The sequence below is a fragment of the Lyngbya sp. CCAP 1446/10 genome (assembly GCF_026130175.1).
GTDB lineage: Bacteria > Cyanobacteriota > Cyanobacteriia > Cyanobacteriales > Microcoleaceae > Microcoleus.
Genome location: NZ_JAIGNI010000156.1, coordinates 44,255 through 63,411, shown reverse-complemented (window position 1 = coordinate 63,411; position 19,157 = coordinate 44,255). Strand labels below are relative to the sequence as shown.

16 protein-coding genes are annotated in these 19,157 nt (G+C 46.8%); all 16 read left to right on the top strand.

All coding sequences use genetic code 11. The annotated features are described in order from the left end of the window. Positions 1–41 precede the first annotated feature (41 nt). The 16 genes from glf (at position 42) to K4039_RS28725 (ending at position 19,065) form a co-directional block, all read left to right on the top strand. Entirely contained in the window at positions 42–1,268 is a 1,227-nt protein-coding gene (gene glf / locus K4039_RS28800) for a UDP-galactopyranose mutase (RefSeq protein ID WP_265239939.1), read from the top strand. Positions 1,269–1,426: 158 nt separating this feature from the next. Beyond that, positions 1,427–1,753 carry an STAS domain-containing protein gene (locus K4039_RS28795; RefSeq protein WP_265239938.1) on the top strand — a complete coding sequence of 109 codons (327 nt, stop codon included), beginning with the start codon at positions 1,427–1,429 and terminating at the stop codon, positions 1,751–1,753. A gap of 315 nt (positions 1,754–2,068) precedes the next feature. Beyond that, positions 2,069–3,952 (top strand): glycoside hydrolase family 2 protein, encoded by a 1,884-nt coding sequence (locus tag K4039_RS28790; RefSeq protein ID WP_265239937.1) that lies wholly within the window; start codon positions 2,069–2,071, stop codon positions 3,950–3,952. Positions 3,953–4,093: 141 nt separating this feature from the next. Then, complete coding sequence (locus tag K4039_RS28785) at positions 4,094–5,215, top strand: beta-glucosidase (protein ID WP_265239936.1); 1,122 nt, start codon at positions 4,094–4,096, stop codon at positions 5,213–5,215. 139 nt (positions 5,216–5,354) lie between these two features. Further along, positions 5,355–7,670, top strand: coding sequence for an NACHT domain-containing NTPase (locus K4039_RS28780; protein ID WP_265239935.1), 2,316 nt, complete (start codon positions 5,355–5,357; stop codon positions 7,668–7,670). A 365-nt stretch (positions 7,671–8,035) separates the two neighbouring features. Continuing rightward, on the top strand, positions 8,036–8,242 hold the full coding sequence (locus K4039_RS28775; protein ID WP_265239934.1) for a hypothetical protein: 207 nt from the start codon (positions 8,036–8,038) through the stop codon (positions 8,240–8,242). A gap of 54 nt (positions 8,243–8,296) precedes the next feature. Continuing rightward, a complete protein-coding gene (locus K4039_RS28770; RefSeq protein WP_265239933.1) occupies positions 8,297–8,623 on the top strand; it encodes a hypothetical protein in 327 nt (108 codons plus the stop codon). A 347-nt stretch (positions 8,624–8,970) separates the two neighbouring features. Continuing rightward, the gene (locus K4039_RS28765) at positions 8,971–9,561 is read left to right on the top strand and encodes a transposase (RefSeq protein ID WP_265239932.1); all 591 of its coding nucleotides are present in this window, start codon (positions 8,971–8,973) and stop codon (positions 9,559–9,561) included. A gap of 73 nt (positions 9,562–9,634) precedes the next feature. Then, complete coding sequence (locus K4039_RS28760; protein ID WP_265239931.1) at positions 9,635–9,991, top strand: cupin domain-containing protein; 357 nt, start codon at positions 9,635–9,637, stop codon at positions 9,989–9,991. A gap of 116 nt (positions 9,992–10,107) precedes the next feature. Next, positions 10,108–10,560, top strand: a complete 453-nt coding sequence (locus K4039_RS28755) for a pyridoxamine 5'-phosphate oxidase family protein (protein WP_265239930.1) — start codon at positions 10,108–10,110, stop codon at positions 10,558–10,560. A gap of 208 nt (positions 10,561–10,768) precedes the next feature. Then, the gene (locus tag K4039_RS28750) at positions 10,769–11,233 is read left to right on the top strand and encodes a rhodanese-like domain-containing protein (protein WP_265239929.1); all 465 of its coding nucleotides are present in this window, start codon (positions 10,769–10,771) and stop codon (positions 11,231–11,233) included. 89 nt (positions 11,234–11,322) lie between these two features. Then, entirely contained in the window at positions 11,323–11,865 is a 543-nt protein-coding gene (locus K4039_RS28745; protein WP_265239928.1) for a DUF3122 domain-containing protein, read from the top strand. Between the two features lie 245 nt (positions 11,866–12,110). Further along, a complete protein-coding gene (mgtA, locus tag K4039_RS28740) occupies positions 12,111–14,627 on the top strand; it encodes a magnesium-translocating P-type ATPase (RefSeq protein WP_265239927.1) in 2,517 nt (838 codons plus the stop codon). A gap of 504 nt (positions 14,628–15,131) precedes the next feature. Next, positions 15,132–15,392, top strand: coding sequence for a rhodanese-like domain-containing protein (locus K4039_RS28735; RefSeq protein WP_265239977.1), 261 nt, complete (start codon positions 15,132–15,134; stop codon positions 15,390–15,392). 13 nt (positions 15,393–15,405) lie between these two features. Further along, positions 15,406–17,832, top strand: coding sequence for a phosphoketolase (locus tag K4039_RS28730; RefSeq protein WP_265239926.1), 2,427 nt, complete (start codon positions 15,406–15,408; stop codon positions 17,830–17,832). A gap of 456 nt (positions 17,833–18,288) precedes the next feature. Further along, the gene (locus K4039_RS28725; protein ID WP_265239924.1) at positions 18,289–19,065 is read left to right on the top strand and encodes a PRC-barrel domain-containing protein; all 777 of its coding nucleotides are present in this window, start codon (positions 18,289–18,291) and stop codon (positions 19,063–19,065) included. Positions 19,066–19,157 lie beyond the last annotated feature (92 nt).

Below are 19,157 nucleotides of genomic sequence, written 5' to 3'. Positions count from 1 at the left end.
CGATTACAGATTACAAATTACCAAACAATAGAGGTACTTTAATGTTTGACTATTTAATTGTCGGAGCCGGATTTGCAGGTAGCGTCATTGCCGAAAGACTAGCAACTCAGGCGGGCAAAACAGTCTTGATAATTGATACCCGCAATCACATCGGTGGCAACGCCTACGACCACTACGACAACCACGGCATCCTCGTTCACAAATACGGCCCCCACATTTTTCACACTAATTCGCGCCCTGTTTTCGAGTACCTTTCGCAGTTCACCGATTGGCGGCCCTACGAACATCGCGTCCTCGCCAGCGTGGACGGTCAACTGTTGCCAATTCCGATCAATCTCAACACTGTAAATAAACTTTATGGGCTGAATCTGACATCATTTGAAGTCGAAGATTTCTTCGCGAAAGTAGCCGAACCAAAAGATTATATTCGCACTTCCGAAGATGTCGTTGTCAGCAAAGTCGGCCGCGAACTTTACGATAAATTCTTCCGCAACTATAGCCGCAAACAGTGGGGAATAGACCCGTCAGAACTTGACAAATCAGTGATTGCGCGCGTACCCACCCGCACTAACAGGGACGATCGCTATTTCACCGATACCTATCAAGCAATGCCCCTGCACGGCTACACTCGGATGTTTGAAAAGATGCTGTCTCACCCAAACATCAAGGTGATGCTGAATACCGACTACCGGGAGATTGAAGGTTTTATTCCTTACGGGGAAATGATTTATACCGGCCCTGTGGATTCCTATTTCAATTATTGCTATGGCAAACTGCCTTACCGTTCCTTAGAATTCAAGCACGAGACGCTGAACGTACCCGTACACCAAGCAGCACCCGTGGTAAATTACCCGAACGAGCATTTATATACTCGCTGCACGGAGTTTAAATACCTCACCGGACAAGAGCATCTCAAAACGAGCATTGTCTACGAATATCCCCAAGCTGAGGGAGACCCTTATTACCCGGTGCCTCGTCCGGAAAATGCCGAAATATACAAGAAATATAAGGCTTTGGCTGATGCCACTCCGGGAGTTTCTTTTGTGGGGAGGCTGGCGACTTACAGGTATTATAACATGGATCAAGTTGTCGCTCAAGCTTTGACAACTTATACTCAGATTACAGCCAAGCCGATGATTGAAATGGTGGGCAATCTTAACGCTTCTGCCTCTAATTTAAGCTCGTCGAACGCAGTTGCCGAACTCCCAGCCGCTGTTTCTCTAGAAGTCGTTGCTGTCAATGGCAACGGCAAATCTGCTAGCAAATAGCTGTAAGCTGTGATTTTGTGGGGAAAAGTCTACGGCGATAGTTGAAAATGTAAGGTGCGCAGTGCGCACCCTACTTGGTTTCCCTCAAAATTTTTTTTTAACAATTCAAACAAGGATTGAGGTAAAAATGAGCGTGATCGTGAAAATAATTTTGTCTCATGAGGTTTTGGAAAAATCTCAATTTTTTTTATTTTCAAAAAGAAATAAAGCGCCTAATTGAAAGCGACGGCAAAATTCTGATGCTGGATTTCTCAAATATAAAATTCTTGAAAAATTCGGAGTTAATGGCTGTAGTGGCGATCGTGAAATTAGTTAGAGACAGCGCCTGTATACTTTTGATATCTGCTATGAGCGAACAAGTTAGAATGCTATTTGAACTCACGGGATTAGAACAGATATTTCAGTATTTGCCACATCCCGAAGAAGTTCCTCTCACAAGTGACCTAACTGAACCTTTAGGAGGTTTGCAAAGTGTTGCCAGCTAAAGGGAGAGGGGAGAGGGGAGAGGGGGAGAGTTGGAGAGTGGGAGAGTGGGAGAGGGGGAGAGTGGGAGAGGGGGAGAGTGGGAAAAATCTTCCTTCCTTCTTCCTTCTTCCTTCTTCCTTCTTCCTTCTTCCTTCTGACTAAGGACTAAGGACTAAGGACTAAGGACTAATGACTCATGACTAATGACTTCAGCATAAGCCTTCAGATGAGGCTGTTTTAAGGTGCAGAACTTTTGCAAATTAATCAGCAAAAAACTTGTGAAAGTCGGGGGAATTGTCGCTAACCTATAAATATAACTTTGGGTAGATGTGCCGATGAGTTGGTTAGGTAGAGAAGTAGAAAATTGCGATATTGAAGAGTCTTCCACTCTAGACAATAAGGTGACTGTTCAAGGGCGCAAAACAGGTTATCCGCGCCCGCAATTGCGCCGCAGCAACTGGATTTGTCTGAACGGTCAGTGGAGGTTTGCTTACGACGATGCGGGACGCTGTGTGCAGCCGATCGACATTACCGACTGGAGTCACACTATAGAAGTGCCATTTGCTCCCGAATCGGCAAAAAGCGGGATCGGTGACACGAATTTTCACGCCAACTGCTGGTACGATCGCGAATTTGACTTACCCCACACAGAAAGCAGAGTTCTCCTCCACTTCGGCGCCGTAGACTACCGCGCCCGCGTCTGGGTAAACGGTCACTTTGTCATCGAACACGAAGGCGGACACACTCCTTTCTCGGCAGACATTACAGCAGTTCTTAACCCCATCGGCCCGCAGCGGGTGACAGTCTGGGCCCAGGACGATCCGCAAGATTTGGCAAAACCGCGCGGCAAGCAAGATTGGCAAGTGCAACCGCACAGCATCTGGTATCCGCGCACGACCGGCATTTGGCAGACAGTCTGGGTAGAATTGGTGCCTCACACTTATATCGAGCGCATCCGCTGGACTCCGCAGTTTGAACGCTGGGAAATCGGTTTTGAAGCGTTTGTGGCGGGCGATCGCCAATCCGGGATTCAAATTAAAGTTAAACTGTCGATCGGCTGTTTGCTGCTGGTTAACGACACCTACGAAGTCATCAACGGCGAAATCCACCGCCGCATCGCCCTTTCAGATCCGGGGATCGACGACTACCGCAACGAACTGCTGTGGAGTCCCGAAAAACCGACATTAATTAACGCACAAGTGGAGTTGTGGGCGGACGGCAAACTGCTCGACGAAATTAAATCCTACACCGCGATGCGGACTGTCAGCATTCAGCGCGATCGCTTCATGCTGAACGGCCGCCCCTACTACCTGAGACTGGTGCTCGATCAAGGTTACTGGCCTGACACCCTGATGACTGCCCCCTCCGACGAAGCTTTGCGCCACGATGTCGAATTAGTCAAAGCAATGGGCTTCAACGGCGTTCGCAAACACCAAAAAATCGAAGATCCGCGCTTTTTGTACTGGGCCGACGTGCTGGGGCTGCTAGTTTGGGAAGAAATGCCCAGCGCCTACCGCTTTACTCGCAAAGCCGTTGACAGGCTGACGCGGGAATGGACGGAAGTGATCGATCGCGACTCCAGCCATCCCTGTATCGTAGTCTGGGTGCCCTTCAACGAATCTTGGGGAGTTCCCAATTTAGTCGAAGCGCCAGCCCACCGCCACTACGTCCAAGCGCTGTATTTCCTGACCAAAACCCTCGATCCGACTCGCCCGGTAATTAGCAACGACGGCTGGGAAAGCACAGATACCGATATCCTGGCGATTCACGACTACGACAACAACCCGCAAACTGTGGCCAAGCGCTACGGGCCCGAAGTCCAGTTAGCGGATTTGTTCAATCGCGGGCGTCCGGGAGGGCGAGTCCTCACCCTCGACGGCCACCCGCACCAAGGACAGCCGGTGATGCTGACCGAATTCGGCGGTATCGCTTGCGCTGGTCGCGAAAACCCCGATTTTCACAGGGTTTGGGGCTACGTGCGCGCGTCGGACACGCAGGAACTGCAAAGGCGCTATACGGCGCTGTTGCAGGTGGTAAACCGGGTGGAAATGTTTAGCGGATTTTGTTACACGCAGTTGACTGATACTTTCCAAGAAGCTAACGGTTTGCTTTATGCCGATCGCACTCCCAAATTTCCCATAGAGGCGATCGCGGCGGCAACTCTCGGCTGGGATATTCCCGAAGAAAGTTCGCTGTCGCAAGCTATTACTCAGTGCTAAATACACTACAAACCAAAATCTCGTTTGTAGTGAGGAATGCAAGTCCTTTTTTAGGAATATTTAAGGACTAAACTCCCTACTACGAACCTTAAAACCTCGCTGTCAACTGTCAACTGTCAACTGTCAACTGTCAACTGTTTAATGATGTTTCAAAGTTTTTTCATGGGCGGTTTTGAATGTTCCACACACAAATTGCGATCGGGAAAACGCCTCGATGTCACAGCCGCTACCGGCCACGATAAATTCGCAGTCGCCGACTACCAACGCTTGCAACAGCAAGGCATTTACACAGTCCGCGAAGGCCTCCGCTGGCACTTAATTGAACAGTCGCCGGAACAATACGATTTTTCCAGCGCCCTGCCAATAATTCGCGCCGCCCGCGATACAAAAATGCAGGTAATTTGGGATTTGTTTCACTACGGCTGGCCGGATGATATTGATATTTTTAGTCCCGAATTCGTGTCCAGATTTGCCAAGATGGTGCGCGCTTTTATGCAAGTGCTGACTGACGAAACCGACCAAATACCATTTGTGACACCTGTCAATGAAATTTCATTTATTGCCTGGGCTGGCGGCGATGTCGCGTACATCAATCCCTTTGCGGAGGGGCGGGGAGACGAACTCAAAATTCAGTTAGTCAAAGCTGCGATCGCAGGGATAGAATCAGTTTGGGAAATCAATCTCCACAGCCGCATCGTTCAGATTGACCCGGTAATTAACATTATTGCCGATCCTGACAAACCGGAGGATAAAGACGCGGCGGAAGGTTATCGTTTATCTCAATATCAAGCATGGGATATGTTGGCGGGACGCTTTCGCCCCGAACTTGGCGGCCAGGAAAAATATCTCGATATTATTGGGGTGAATTATTACGATCGCAATCAGTGGATTCACAATCAAGATCCGATGAAATACACCGATCGGCTGTACCGCCCGTTTAGCGAGATGCTGCAAGAAGTGTTCGATCGCTACGGCCGCCCCTTATTTGTAGCAGAAACAGGCACTGAAGACGATTTTAGACCTGTCTGGTTTAATTATGTGTGCAATCAGGTAGCGGCGGCGCTGAAAGCAGGAGTTCCGGTAGAGGGAGTCTGTTTGTATCCGATCGTCAACCATCCGGGTTGGGACGACGACAGGCACTGTTACAATGGTTTGTGGGATTATTGCAATGAATTGGGCGATCGAGAAATTTATCAGCCTTTGGCGGATGAATTGCAGTATCAAAGACAGCAGATTGAACCGTTGCTCAAGTCAAAAAACTAACAGTTTTAAGACTGGCGTTCTAACTCTAATGTAGGGTGCGCACTGCGCACCTTATATGCTGGGACTAACAAATTATTATAAAAATGCTCGATCTTAAAAAAATTTTGAATTTTGAGTCTTAACATGAGGTTGTTATTTTATGGTAAAACGATCGCTCCAAGCATCCACTTCTGGAATTCAACGGGCGAAAGCAGCGTTTGCCATCAAGGGCTGGACTCAGGACAATCTAGCCGGAGAAGTCAACTTAAAGACTCGTCAGCCAATTGGGCGATTTTTTACAGGCCAACGGGTCGATCGCCAGAATTTTTTAGCCATTTGTACAATACTAGATTTAGATTGGCGAGACATTGCCGACCATCCGGCTGCGGAATTTCCAGAACCCGGAGACGCCGCCGAGACTGCCTCTGGGAATATTGACAGTTTAGTGCAAGTTGTGCGATCGCAATATCGCGACACAATTCAAAACCAATGCGGTATCTTGCAATTACTCGACATCAGCCGTCCAGTCAGCATTGATGACATCTACGTCGATGTCAACATTTTAGAAGAAATAGCCAGCCAACAGTGCTTTGAAATTGCCGACCTGCAAAACTTAGAGCCCGCCGAATTCGATCGCGTCGGCTTAGGCGCAGTTGACCAAAAACAAATACCAGGAATGCAAGCCGTCGAAACCTACTCCAAACTCAGAGTATTAGGTAAACCAGGAGTCGGCAAAACCACCTTTTTGAAACATCTTGCCATTCTGTGCAACCGGGGCAAATTTGCCGCCCATCAAGTGCCAGTTTTCATCGCCCTGAGAGATTTTGCCGAAGAATCCAGAGATGATGGCAAGTTTAGCATCCTAAATTACATTCATCAGGCATTTCTCACATCAGGTATTCCCAATCCGTCTGTAATTGAAACTTTACTCAAAGCCGGTAGAGTTTTGCTGTTGCTAGATGGCATGGATGAAGTGCTCAACCAGGACATTACAGTAGTTCTGAAAGAGATGCGCAAATTCTCAGAAAAATATCACAAAAACCAGTTCGTCGGCACCTGCCGCACCGCCGCCCAAAAACTGCAACTGCAAGGCTTTACCGATGTGGAAATTGCCCCCTTAACCGAGGCTCAAATCACCACCTTCGCGGAAAAGTGGTTTGTAGAATTTGCCAAAAACAACTCTCAATCTGGGAAAGCACAGTCTATGCAGTTTATGCGGAAATTGGACTTGTCGGAAAACTGGCAGTTTCGCCAACTGGTAGTCACGCCACTGTTTCTGCATCTTGCTTGCTGGGTGTTTCACGGTCAAGACAAATTTCCGACTAAACGCACGGAGTTTTACAAGCAAGGACTGGATTTGCTGCTGGGGAAATGGGATGAAGCTAAAGGAGTCGAACGCGATGACGTGTACCGAGGGTTTTTATTACCTCAAAAACTCAGGTTGCTGAGTCAGTTGGCGGCAGTCACCTTTGAAGACGGACAGTATTTTTTTGAGCAACGGATCATCGAACAATACATTGGGGATTATTTGCGGAATTTGCCAGGTGCGACATTATTAGAACCAGAGGAACTCCAACTCGAAAGCGAAGCCATACTTAAATCAATCGAGGCTCAACATGGGTTACTTACAGAACGAGCGCGAGGAATTTTTTCGTTTTCCTATTTAGCATTTCAAGAATACTTCACGGCTCGAAAAATTGTTGCCAGTCACAATCTGGGAGGATTAGAGCAAGCGCTGTCCGGGTTGGTGAGTCACATAACTGACCCGCACTGGCGCGAAGTTTTCTTGTTAACAACTGCGATGTTGCGGAGTGCAGATTCGCTGGTGCAGTTGATGAAACAGCAGATTGATGTATTAGTGGCTCAAGACCCTTATCTGCAAGAATTTTTGCTGTGGGCCAGTCAAAAATCGCAGATGATTCCCAAAGAACCCAAAGTTGCCACTTCACGAGCGTTTTACTTGGCGCTTGCCCAAAGCCCTCATACAGCGGCTCACTTTGCGTTAGCGTGCACCCTGGATCAAGGGATGTTTTTAGATGCGGCCTTAGATAATTTGCTGCTGGAATGTGCGGTTAATCAAAGTCAGGATTTTGCTTGTGCCAATGCTTGCAGTGAGGCGCTCAACAATATTCTGGTGACGGTTCTGGATGCTGGATTTTATAAGTCTTTGCAACAATTGAGAGACGAATTGCCATCTGCGAGTCAAAACCGAGAATGGCTTGATGACTGGTGGCAGAAACACTATTCTGCTTGGATGGAAGAGTTGAGGGAGACGATCGCCCATTACCGCAATATTAACCATACTTGGGAGTTTAGTCCAGCTCAACAGCAAGTGCTGCAATCCTACTACAATGCCAATCAACTTCTGCTCGATTGTCTGCACAGCAATTGTGAAGTGACAGCCGCCATCCGACAGGAAATCGAAGCGACTTTATTGCTGCCTCAGCAGGAACTGGAAGCTAGGGAATGGCAATAAATTCTGAATTGATACATATTTATGTAAAGAATTATCAAGTATTCACTCAATTAATACAAATCAAACATCTGTTAATACTCGACTTGAAACGTCAAGTGCCTATAATTTTTATAAGATAACTCACTCTTAGCTCAATACGGTTCACTTAGGACTGCTCCCCCCTAGCCCCCCTTAAAAAGGGGGGACAAGAAAGTTCTCAAAGTCCCCCTTAAAAAGGGGAGGACAAGAAAGTTCTCAAAGTCCCCCTTCTTAAGGGGGATTTAGGGGGATCTCCGGGCAATCAACAGCGCTAACCCAAGCGTATTGATCTGTAAAAGCTTTGTGGAAAAAAACGGCACGTTAACTCGATCGACTCAGGATATGAGATGAACACTTTATTGACTAATGCAATCCCATTGTCAAGGAACTTAAAACCCGATCGCACCCAGCAGGTTTTAGACACACCAGCGATCGACGGCTGCATGAGCAGCCGTCATACTTGTCTGTGCTGTTCTACTGTTTTAGTCCGACATATGCGATCGGGAAGGATTTACTGGCGTTGTGGCTGTTGTCATACAGATATGCCCGCTTAATCAACGCCGACAAGGATGGTTTTCGGACTCGGCAATCATAAATTAGAGGTAAAAATGTCATTCGAGCTAATCAATTTAACATTGCCGACGGTACTGCGAGAAATTGGCGAAGTCTTAGATGACTACCCAGAACATCCCTATCAGTCAGCTTTTGCGATTCATGAATTTCGGCAAAAGCTGATTGCTCATGTTCTGGGCCAAATTCCCAACCATTACGCGATCGCCGGAGAACCAGCACCGACGAGAAAAATCAGCGCTCCACATCGTTCTGCTTTAGCTGAGCGAATGTACCGAGAAACGGTGATTCGAGGGGGCATTCTGCACATTTTGAGAGAAAATGCCGATCGATTGAGTCATATTTTTCAGCAACAAAGCGCTTAGAGTTTACTGCTGATAGTGAAACTGGGAGCAGATATTTCGGAGTGTCATACCATTTCTAAAAATTTTGCTATGACAGAATTTTTGGGTGTGTTTACTCAACTATTTTGTCCGGTGCGTCGCTGTGAGATTCTCGATTTTTCTTTGGGATTTTCTTTCTTCGACGCACCGTACGGCTACTCATTTAGAAAATCTGACTTTTACCAAAATGTTTTTTCTTACGTTTGTTACGTAGTGAATCAACTCATTCAATTTATTCAAAAAACAACCCAACAGCTTGTCAGAATCAGAGTAAATACCAGAGTTTTTAATTCGGATCCGGCAAGCAGTCTTAACATTTAATAACGCAGATGATGAGCTTAAAAAATCGAGCCAAGGCAACCGCCAAAAATATTGAAGGTAAAGTTCAAGAAGGAGTGGGCGATTCCCTACGGGATAGCTACGCCGCGCGTACTAAAGATGGCAACACTCAAGCGATCGCCACGGCATCTAGAGTCGAAGTCCTCGCCAAACTCTACCTAGAAAGCGCCCCGGCTGAAATTTCTGATACAACGATCGCCCAATTGTGCGATTGGCTGTGGAGTGAGTTTCAGAATACCCCGCTAAATATAGAATTCTCATGGTATGAGCGTTACAACAGTCCCGCAGAGATGTTTGCCGATATCCAGCAAAATCATCTGTGGGTATCTGCCGAAAATTACGACACAACCCTGGGTATTAATCCCATCTATAACTTCATCTTCCAGGCAGTGCACGACGATGACCACTACCGCACTGATAGCGATTTTAGTCTGGAAGGCGAAATCGCGACTTACAATGCCACCGCCAAACGTGCACCAAGTCTAGAAATCCAAAAGATTATCTATTCCGAAAGTGTGTTGCGATCGGCGGCCAACCTTTTCCTGGGACATCCGCCGATCGCCAAAATTGTCTTTCCGTGAATTACAGATACTCAATCCACGAGTGTCCTTGTGCTTCACCTTAATCACCTCTCTACAATCAAGAGCCTATCCCATGACTGCAACCATAATCTCATCGAAAAATACCACAATTCATTGGGCGGATGTCATTGAGTATTCCCAGACTCAAGTCAAGAGCAAGATTCTGCTAGAAGATAGAAACTGCCGATATTCCCTGATGTCGATCGCGGTGGGAATGCACATCGCAGAACATTCTTCGAGTCGCAATGCCACAGTGAATGTGATTGAAGGACAAGGCGTGCTGACGCTGGAAGGCACAGAAATTGTCCTTCAATCGGGAGTGTTTGTTTTTGTACCTGCTACCGCACGCCATGCTATTAAAGCAGTGACAAACCTCGCCTTTTTATTAACACTCTCTGAACAGGTTGGTGACTCCAATCATTCTTCTTGAAATTGTCTGCCTTCATCTCCGTGAATCTGCCTTATATCTGTGGTTGATCTATCAATCAAAAATTTAGGTAATCTGGTATAATAAAATCAATTGAGTAAATCGTGAAAAGGAGAATAATGATGTTAGATATTGATGAAATGGGACAAAAAGAAATTCAGGAGTTTCTACAACAAGTAGGATACGGTCATCTTGGCTACATACACGAAGGAAAACCCTACGTGATGCCAATGCACTATTATTTCAAAGATTCTGATATCTACCTGTTTACAACCGAAGGTATGAAGACTCATGACATAAACGTGAATCCAGAAGTCTGCTTACAGGTAGAAGAAATTCACGATCCGCTGCATTGGCGCAGCGTGATTGTGAGTGGCAGAGCCGATCGCCTAACCGAGCAGCAAGACATCGATCTAGCGATGGAATTAGTCAAAGGGCAAAATCCCACACTTTCGCCTGCGATCAATCGAACTTGGATCGACTCTTGGGGACGTGCAGAGGTAATAGCAATCTACCGCATTTCTCACGGCGAGATGACCGGACGCACGACTGATGGACCAAGCAGTCATTAGCGCTCCTGATTAATCAATCCGTTCAATTTATTTAGGAAATAACCCAAACGAAACAGCCCTGCTTAAGAAGGAAGGGATAGGATATTCTTAAAATCCTCTTCTTAAGAGGGATGCGATAGGATATAGATTCGGTTATAAACAAGACATAACAAAGGTTTTTAGGTTTAAGTTAAAAAATATTAGTGAGATCAAGGAGAAAAAAAAGAATATGAGGAAATTTCTTTTAACATTATTGGTGGGAACGCTATCATGTATTTGTTTTTTGGCGATCGCACCAATGCCAGTCATAGCGGCTAGTTCAATGCCCCAAGCTCAATTGTCAGAAACCATCGATAATTTTTTGACTTCTCTTCCTCGCGATTATTACACGATTAAAAATACAGAAGCTCTCAAAAGTATTGTCAAAAATGATCATGCTTCATTAATTGATGTCAGACAACCTTCTGAATATACCTCCGGTCACATTTCAAGCGCTATTAATATACCCTTGGAAACTTTAATGGCAAATCTTGATAAAATTCCCAGAAATCACCCTGTAATTCTCTATTGCACAACTGGTTATAGAAGCGCAATGGGAGTTATGACTTTGCAAATGTTAGGATATGCTAACGTGAGGGGTTTTCCTCCTAGTATTCAAGGTTGGAAAGCGGCAGGAGAACCTTTAGAAAAGTAGGATGTAAGTATTTATGATACTCAACCTAATCCAGCATAACTAGCTAGGAAAAAGACGATTCACTCAGTTTTTCAAAGAGGGCAATATTTATGTTCGGACGTTTTGTTGGAAAAATAATTTCCCAGTTACTATTACTGGGAGCCTTGGTTTTAACTGTAGTTCTGGGGTTGGGAATATTTACTAATGCCCAGGCACTTGCAGAAATTACAGAACTGGAGGAAGCACCAAGCCAAATGGTTTACCAATCTCGGCAGAACCTCAAAGATCAGCATGGCAATAGCTGGCAGGCGATCGCTTTTAAAAGGATTTCTCCTAATGGCCAAATGACTTTTGAACTGCGTTTAGTAGGTTTCCCAGGTGTGGCAAAAATTGACCGTAGTAAACCCTTATTGTTGACTAATTCAATGGGTAAAACACTGAGTGCTAATGATACCTCCAGCCTTATTTTTACTGATTTGTCTGCTCCCGAATCTAATGTAGGTCAGTATGATATTCAGCCGTTGTTACCGGAGTTACAGCCAGAAAACCCCCTAAAGTTGACGCTATCAGCGATGGACGGTGAAGCGATTAATCTATCAGTTCCACCACTTTTTCTGCAAGAGTGGCAAACCATTTTTTCTTCAGGAAATTAGGTTCGGTTGATAAGTTGCTGGCAAAGTTGAAGTAGCCGTAGGGTGCGTCGCCGTTGACAATCCCTAAGTTTCACAAACAATCTCACAGATCCGCACCTGATCAACAGGGCCCAGATAGGGAGCATCTCACTGTAAAAAAATACTTTTTTTTACAGTGCGAGCGTCCAGATACAGCCCTCGGTTTCACTTCGCCCAACACTTTTTTTGTAGCAAGAATTTGTATAAATCATATTAAATAACAAATAATGAATTCACAACTTTCGATGTTTTGGAGCTTACCTGCCGATCGGGTGCTGGCTCAGGTGAAGTCTACAACCGCAGGTTTAAGCAGCCAGGATGCTAAACAACACCTGAGCGAATACGGCGCGAACAGCCTGAAACAGAAACAGCAATCGAACTCACTGACGCTGTTGCTCAACCAGTTCAAAAGTCCGATTATTTTGATTCTGATTTTTGCCGCTGTGCTGTCGATATTTCTGAAAGATGCGGCAGATGCGATCATTATTTTGGCGATCGTCCTAATTAGTGGCTTACTAGGATTTTGGCAAGAACGGGGAGCGACAAATGCTGTTGAGAAACTCCTGGCTTTGGTGCAAGTGAAAGCAACGGTTGTGCGTGACGGTAAATCTCAAGAAATTCCCAATGAGGACGTGGTTCCGGGTGACATTGTGTTGCTTAACGCTGGCGATAGTATTCCCGGTGACTGCCTGATTTTAGAGTCGAAAGATTTGTCGGTGAATGAAGCGGCGCTGACTGGAGAAACTTACCCGGCTGACAAACTCAGCGGCGTTTTGCCCGCTGAAACCGATTTGGGTAAGCGCACTAACATCCTTTATATGGGAACTAATGTTATTAGCGGTACTGGCAAAGCAGTGGTGGTGCATACCGGAAAGGAAACTGAGTTTGGTAAGGTATCGGAACGATTGAAACTTAGGCCGCCGGAAACCGAATTTGAACAGGGACTCAGCAAGTTTGGTTACTTTCTGATGGAGGTGACGCTGATTCTGGTTGTCCTAATCTTTGCCGCCAATGTTTACCTGAAACGCCCGGTTTTGGAATCATTTCTATTTTCCCTAGCGCTGGCGGTTGGCCTGACTCCTCAACTTCTGCCCGCCATTGTCAGCCTCAATTTGTCTCGCGGCGCTAAGCAAATGGCTAACAAGCAGGTGATTGTAAAGCGGTTGGCTGCGATCGAGAATTTTGGCAGTATGAACGTGTTTTGTACGGATAAGACGGGTACGCTGACGGAAGGGGAGGTGAAAATTCACTCGGCGGTTGATGTGGATGGCAAGGAGAGCGATCGGGTTTTGCTCTATGCTTATTTGAATGCTGCATCTGAATCTGGCTATGTCAATCCGATCGACCAAGCCATCCGCCAACACAAGACATTCGACATCTCAGGCTATCAAAAGCTCGATGAAGTGCCCTACGATTTCAACCGCAAACGCTTAAGCATCCTGTTTAAACAACAGAATACCCATCTAATTGTCACCAAAGGAGCGCTTAAGACGATTCTGGATGTCTGCTCAACGGTAGAGACTGGTGACGGAATTGCGATCGACATTGCGCCACAACAGGACAAGATTCAACAACGCGCTGAAGAATTGGGCAGCAAGGGATTTCGAGTATTGGGAGTTGCTTACCGCAATTTTGAAACCGATTCCTTCAGCAAAGACGATGAAACGAACATGACATTTATGGGCTATCTGGCGCTGTTCGATCCGCCGAAACCAGGCATTGCTGACACCCTCAAAGATTTGGTAGCCCTGGGAATCACCCCGAAGATGATTACGGGCGATAGTCGGGCTGTAGCGATCAGTATTATTCAACAGGTAGGACTACCCGAACCAAAGGTTTTGACTGGTTCCCAACTGCAAAAACTCAGTGATGAAGCGCTACTTCATCGTGTTGGAGAAACCAATGTTTTTGCTGAAGTTGAGCCGAATCAAAAAGAGCGGATTATCATCGCGCTGAAAAAAGCGGGGAATGTGGTTGGCTATTTAGGAGACGGCATTAACGATGCCTCGGCGCTTCATGCTGCGGATGTGGGAATTTCCGTTGAGAGTGCGGTTGATGTGGCGAAGGAAGCAGCCGACATTGTGCTGATGGAAAAAGATTTAAATGTTTTGGTTGAGGGTGTGAAGGAAGGACGGGTAACGTTTGCTAATACGCTGAAATACGTGTTTATGGCAACGAGCGCTAATTTCGGCAATATGTTCAGCATGGCAGGTATTTCTCTGTTTTTACCGTTTTTGCCGCTACTGCCCAGTCAGATTTTACTCACAAATCTATTGACTGATTTTCCCGAAATGACGATCGCCACCGATCGCGTAGACAAGGAATTGGTAAACAAACCCCGGCGCATGGATATCAAGTTTATCCGCAAATTTATGTTGGTGTTTGGTTTACTCAGTTCAGTCTTTGATTATCTGACGTTTGGAGCATTGATATTTCTGCTGCACGCCAACCCCGCGCAATTCCGAACTGGTTGGTTTATGGAATCTGTGATTTCTGCATCCATTATTGTGCTGGTAATTCGGACGCGGCAATCGATTCTCACGAGCAAGCCGGGAAAGTATTTGTTGATGTCAACGATCGCGATCGTCATGATCGCACTATTTCTTCCCTATACTCCGCTTGCAAGTTTACTGGGATTCCAATCCTTGCCGCTCGAATTCCTGTTGGTGCTGGCGGCAATTGTCGGACTTTACATCCTCAGTGCAGAAACTGTGAAACGAGTTTTCTATCAACACGTACAATAGACTTGGATTGCATATTTTTTTGATTGATAGATCGATCGCATATAAAAGGCATATCAACACAGATTAACCTGCATCACAGGGGATTTAAGCCCCCACCTTTAGGTGGATTGTTTTTAGGCAGGGGATTTAAGCCCCTGCCTAAAAACTTCGCACTTAACTGTCAACCGTCAACTGTCAACTGTCAACTGTTAACTGACTGCTGAGACACAATTTATGTCAACTAAACCTGAAAGATAGTAACAGTATACTGTTGGAGGATTCCCCTCGATAATTTTCTCTAATTTCCCTTAAAAATGGAGGGATTTGAGTATTTTTAAAGTCCACTTCTTTAGGAGGATACGAGGGGATTGGGACTCAGTTATAAAAGAGAGATATAACAACCAGTAAGGTATTTATTACCTAATGTCTTTAATAAGCTGCAAGAAATAAATTTAGACAATATTTTGGGGATTTTTACTAAGTCTTTGTGTTTTATTTACCCTGGGGCAAAACTCAGTTTTGGCAGTGCCTTTCGCCAAAACTGGCGTGATTGCTCAAGAGAGTCCAGCAATCTCTGAAGTCGCTGTGAATCTGGAATCGGAGGTCGATCGCTTTCTCACGTCGCTTCCACCAGGCTATTTCACGATCGCCAATGTTGCAAGATTGAAAATCCGATTAAAAAATCCTCAAACCGTATTGGTAGATGTGCGAGAACCCTCTGAATATAAGTCGGGACATATCCCTAACGCGCTCCATTGTCCGTATCCTCAATCTCGGTTCACATAAGAACCTTTAAACCATGACACTCAAAATGCTTTCCCGCACACTTTCCCCGACATTACTTCATAACATTGATGCTTACTGGCGTGCCGCAAACTATTTGTCTGTTGGACAGATCTACCTCTACGACAACCCGCTGCTAAAGGAGCCGCTGAAACTTTCCCACGTCAAACCGCTAGTCGTCGGACATTGGGGTACAACACCGGGGCAGAACTTCATCTATGTGCATTTGAATCGGGTGATTAAGAAGTATGACTTGGATATGTTCTACATTGCCGGGCCCGGTCACGGTGGCCCTGCGATCGTAGGCAATGTTTACCTCGAAGGCACCTGGAGCGAGATTTATCCGAACATTACCCAGGATGAAGCGGGTCTGAAAAAACTGTTCCAACAATTCTCGTTTCCTGGCGGGATTTCCAGCCATGTAGCACCCACAACGCCAGGGTCAATTCACGAAGGCGGTGAACTGGGGTATTCCCTCAGCCATGCCTTCGGAGCAGCCTTCGATAATCCCGGTCTAATTGTTGCCTGCGTCATTGGCGATGGTGAAGCGGAGACGGGGCCTCTGGCGACCGCTTGGCAATCCAACAAGTTGCTCAACCCAATTACTGACGGTGCCGTGCTGCCGATTCTGCACTTGAATGGCTACAAGATTAACAACCCCACCGTCCTCGCTCGCATTGAGCCTGAAGAATTGGAGCAATTTCTCCGAGGCTGCGGCTGGACACCTTACTTTGTGGAAGGCGATGATCCTGAAAAGATGCACGAACTGATGGCTAGCACGTTGGATCGCGCGATCGCAGACATCCGGCAAAATCAAAGCAATGCGCGAAACCAGAACAACGCAACTCGACCGCGCTGGCCGGTGATCGTCCTCAAGTCTCCCAAGGGTTGGACGGGACCGAAAGTGGTCGATGGCTTGCAAATCGAGGGCACATCGCGATCGCATCAAGTGCCATTACTGGTGAATTCCGAGCATCCCGATCATGTCCAACTGCTAGAAAGCTGGATGAAAAGCTACAAAGCAGAAGAACTGTTCGATGAAACCGGACGCCTGCTGCCGGAATTGGCAGAATTAGCTCCGCAGGGCGATCGACGAATGGGCGCAAATCCTCACGCCAACGGTGGTTTGCTGCTGCGTGACCTGCATCTGCCAGACTTCCGCAACTACGCGGTGACAGTGCCTACGCCCGGTGCTGTTGACGGTCAGGATACGCTCGTGCTCGGCAAGTTCTTGCGAGATGTAGCCAAGCTGAATCAGGAACAGCGGAATTTTCGGATCTTCGGGCCCGATGAAACGCTCTCGAATCTTTTAGGTGCAGTGTTTGAAGTTACGAATCGACAGTGGGACGCACGAGAAGAACGCAATGATGAGTTTCTCGCGCCCGATGGACGGGTGCTGGACTCAATGCTGAGTGAGCATCAGTGCGAGGGTTGGTTAGAAGGCTATCTGCTGACTGGACGACACGGGCTATTCAATAGCTATGAAGCTTTCATTCGCATTGTGGATTCAATGTTTAGCCAGCACGCCAAATGGCTGAAGGTCACGGCGGAACTTCCCTGGAGACGACCGATCGCATCGCTCAACTATCTACTCGCCTCCCATGTCTGGCAACAGGATCACAACGGCTTCACGCACCAAGACCCCGGTTTTATCGACCATGTAATCAACAAGAAAGCCGATATCGTCCGGGTGTATCTGCCAGCCGATGGCAACTGTTTGCTGTCAGTCTTCGATCACTGCTTGCGGAGTCGTCATTACGTGAATGTGGTGGTAGCTGGTAAACACGCCCTGCCGCAATGGCTGACGATGGACGAAGCGGTTATCCATTGCACCGAAGGCATCGGGATTTGGCAATGGGCTAGCAATGACCAGGACTCTGAACCGGACGTAGTGATGGCTTGCTGTGGCGATACGCCGACGCTAGAGATTTTGGCGGCGGTTTCGATTCTGCGCGAACATCTCCCCGATCTGAAAATCCGGGTTGTTAATGTGGTCGATCTGATGAAGTTGCAGTCTGCCAGCGAACACCCCCACGGACTGAGCGAAGCGGACTACGACTCGCTTTTTACAACAGACAAACACATCATCTTTGGCTTTCATGGCTACCCCTGGCTGGTACACCGACTAACCTACCGCCGCACCAATCGCAACCTCCACGTCCGGGGCTACAAGGAAGAGGGCACGATCACGACTGCTTTTGATATGCGGGTGCAAAATGACCTCGATCGCTTCCATCTCGTGCAAGACGCGATCGATCGTCTGCCACATTTAGGCGCGAAGGGGTCTTACCTGAAGCAGATGATGCAGGACAAGCTGATTGAGCACAAGCTGTACATTAACCAACATGGCCAGGATCTGCCGGAAATCCGTGACTGGAAATGGAGTGCGGGTGCAACGCAGAAAGGGAAATTGCTGATCGAAAAAACGCCTGTACCTAATTGAAATGATGCAAAGGAGTCTCAAATGCCCATTCAATTCAAACCATGAAAACGGCGGTTCGATTCTGCATCCTCTATGTGGAGTTGAATCGAGCCATGAACAAGTATGACCTGGAAGTAAAACAGACTTCTGTTACCCCGATCGCAACCAAACCAGTTCTAACAAACCAGGAGAGAGTGATTATATCTGGAGACAGATTATCTGTCATTCGCTTCGGCTCCCTGATAGTTCTGGTCATTTCCATTCTGATGCTGGCAAAAACTTGGAAAGTGGTCAGAGCAAAAAATATAACGTTCAACTACTTCCATACACTTCCCTGTAGGAACTGTCATTTCTTTACAAATAACCACTATTTACGCGCGATCCGTAAACCCCGCTGGTGTTCTCACTGAGCAATCACGCTTATTGCCCTGACTATCGTCCTCTAAGCAAAAATTGATTATTAAGGAGAAGGTTTCTATGCTGAGTAAAGCTAAGACTCTAGAAGGTTACAAATTGGCAAACCTCCATGATGAAATCGGGAAGGTTAAAGAGTTCTACTTTGATGACCATTACTGGACAATTCGCTATTTAGTCGCTGACACAGGAAACTGGCTGACGGGCAGGCAGGTACTGATCTCTCCTTATGCGCTGGCGGCACGGGTGAAAGAACAGCATCACATCACCATCAATTTGACCAAAAAGCAGATTGAGAGCAGTCCTTCCTTGAGCAGCGACAAGCCAGTCTCCCAACAATTTGAGACGGACTACTACGGATATTATGGATGGCCGATGTATTGGAGCGGTTCCTATTCCTATATGTGGGGATCGTATCCCTACCCCTACCTGGAGCCTAACCCTGAAAAACAGGCCGAAACCACCCCAGAAGAGAAAGGGTGGGATCCTCATTTGCGTAGTACCCATGAGGTGACTGGTTATCACATTCAAGCCGCAGACGGGGAACTGGGTCACATTGAAGATTTCATCATTGATGAGGAGACGTGGACGATTAGGTATCTCATCGTCGATACACGCAATTGGTGGCCCGGACAAAAGATTCTGTTGGCACCGCAATGGATCGATCGCGTGAGTTGGGGCGAGTCAAAAGTCTTTGTCAACCTTCCCCGCGAAACCATCAAGCAAGCACCGGCATATACAGAGGAGTCGCTGCTATCGCGGGATTACGAGACCAGACTGCATCAGCATTACAATCGCCCAGGCTACTGGGAATCGACAGCTAAGGAGTTCCTCCGTTGAAGCGGACAAACCTTTAAACAATCATAGGTAGCTATTGTTAGGAACGGGCGTTGCTGAATGAAAGTATGATGGGTTAGTAGGGGTAAAGCCCC

Excerpts from the sequence above, each read along its gene's own strand:
- glf (WP_265239939.1), top strand. The coding sequence starts at position 42 with ATGTTTGACTATTTAATTGTCGGAGCCGGATTTGCAGGTAGCGTCATT.
- K4039_RS28795 (WP_265239938.1), top strand. The coding sequence starts at position 1,427 with ATGAGGTTTTGGAAAAATCTCAATTTTTTTTATTTTCAAAAAGAAATA.
- K4039_RS28790 (WP_265239937.1), top strand. The coding sequence starts at position 2,069 with ATGAGTTGGTTAGGTAGAGAAGTAGAAAATTGCGATATTGAAGAGTCT.
- K4039_RS28785 (WP_265239936.1), top strand. The coding sequence starts at position 4,094 with ATGATGTTTCAAAGTTTTTTCATGGGCGGTTTTGAATGTTCCACACAC.
- K4039_RS28780 (WP_265239935.1), top strand. The coding sequence starts at position 5,355 with ATGGTAAAACGATCGCTCCAAGCATCCACTTCTGGAATTCAACGGGCG.
- K4039_RS28775 (WP_265239934.1), top strand. The coding sequence starts at position 8,036 with ATGAACACTTTATTGACTAATGCAATCCCATTGTCAAGGAACTTAAAA.
- K4039_RS28770 (WP_265239933.1), top strand. The coding sequence starts at position 8,297 with ATGTCATTCGAGCTAATCAATTTAACATTGCCGACGGTACTGCGAGAA.
- K4039_RS28765 (WP_265239932.1), top strand. The coding sequence starts at position 8,971 with ATGATGAGCTTAAAAAATCGAGCCAAGGCAACCGCCAAAAATATTGAA.
- K4039_RS28760 (WP_265239931.1), top strand. The coding sequence starts at position 9,635 with ATGACTGCAACCATAATCTCATCGAAAAATACCACAATTCATTGGGCG.
- K4039_RS28755 (WP_265239930.1), top strand. The coding sequence starts at position 10,108 with ATGATGTTAGATATTGATGAAATGGGACAAAAAGAAATTCAGGAGTTT.
- K4039_RS28750 (WP_265239929.1), top strand. The coding sequence starts at position 10,769 with ATGAGGAAATTTCTTTTAACATTATTGGTGGGAACGCTATCATGTATT.
- K4039_RS28745 (WP_265239928.1), top strand. The coding sequence starts at position 11,323 with ATGTTCGGACGTTTTGTTGGAAAAATAATTTCCCAGTTACTATTACTG.
- mgtA (WP_265239927.1), top strand. The coding sequence starts at position 12,111 with ATGAATTCACAACTTTCGATGTTTTGGAGCTTACCTGCCGATCGGGTG.
- K4039_RS28730 (WP_265239926.1), top strand. The coding sequence starts at position 15,406 with ATGACACTCAAAATGCTTTCCCGCACACTTTCCCCGACATTACTTCAT.
- K4039_RS28725 (WP_265239924.1), top strand. The coding sequence starts at position 18,289 with ATGCTGAGTAAAGCTAAGACTCTAGAAGGTTACAAATTGGCAAACCTC.